The 843-nt window shown below is 31.8% G+C and carries 1 pseudogene; it reads right to left on the bottom strand.

Annotated elements, in window-relative coordinates:
• A pseudogene (locus GQS57_RS18365) lies at positions 1 to 843 on the bottom strand (hypothetical protein); the annotation flags it as partial.

The following is an 843-nucleotide window of genomic DNA, read 5'->3' as shown; positions in this document are numbered from 1 at the left end:
CGATCTGTATAAACTCCTTTTTCTAAAGTTAAAGTAGCTTTTCCTTGTTTAACATTGTAAGATGTATTTGTCAGTTTATCTGTAATATAGATATCTCTATCAACATTTTGAATTTCATCTACCATTACATTCACTTGTCCAGAATAATCAACAACTAGTTCTAAAGGAACTTCTAACTCGTTAGATATTTCTTGTACCCCAGCAATTACATAATTTGTATCGTCATTAGGGAATTTAAAATACATGTCTGTTTTACCAGTTTCATATACTTCCGAGTCATATCCTTTATTAAAAGCAAAAGAATTTGTTTCTTGAAAAGAGATTGCTATTTGGTTATGAAGTAATAATTCTTCCGTGTTTTTATATTCAAAACCTAATTTAATAATAGGCAATAAGTTTGTTGAAATTGCTGTTTTACTGCTTTTTCCACTTGCTTTAAAAAATACAGATTCAGCACCCTCTGTAACATAAGCTCTTTGGGTATTGTTAAAGTTAATTACTCCACCAGTGTCATCACCTTGTATAAAGAAACCTTGTCCTATTGCTATGTATTTTGAAGGTGTTTTATAGGCCATATCATCGCTATCACCTGTACCACCTGTACCATTATTGTTATTAGAAGCTAAAGAACTAGCAGCTGTAGATGTAGTTAAATTTATAGCTGCGTATCCACCAATGTATCCACCAAATATATGTCCATCAATTCCTTCTCCTTCACCTAATTCACTTTCTTGGTGTTCCCAGAAATAAAGAGTTCCTGTTGTACTGTCTAGATTGTCTTCTATAAATTTTCTAGTATTTATAGCAGAAGGGAAAGGGTTACCAATTAAGTAATCTTGATCA

It is taken from the genome of Polaribacter sp. 20A6, assembly GCF_011378915.1.
Taxonomy (GTDB): Bacteria; Bacteroidota; Bacteroidia; order Flavobacteriales; family Flavobacteriaceae; genus Polaribacter; species Polaribacter sejongensis.
Note: the sequence above shows the minus strand (reverse complement) of the source record. Positions and strands in the feature narration are given on the sequence as shown.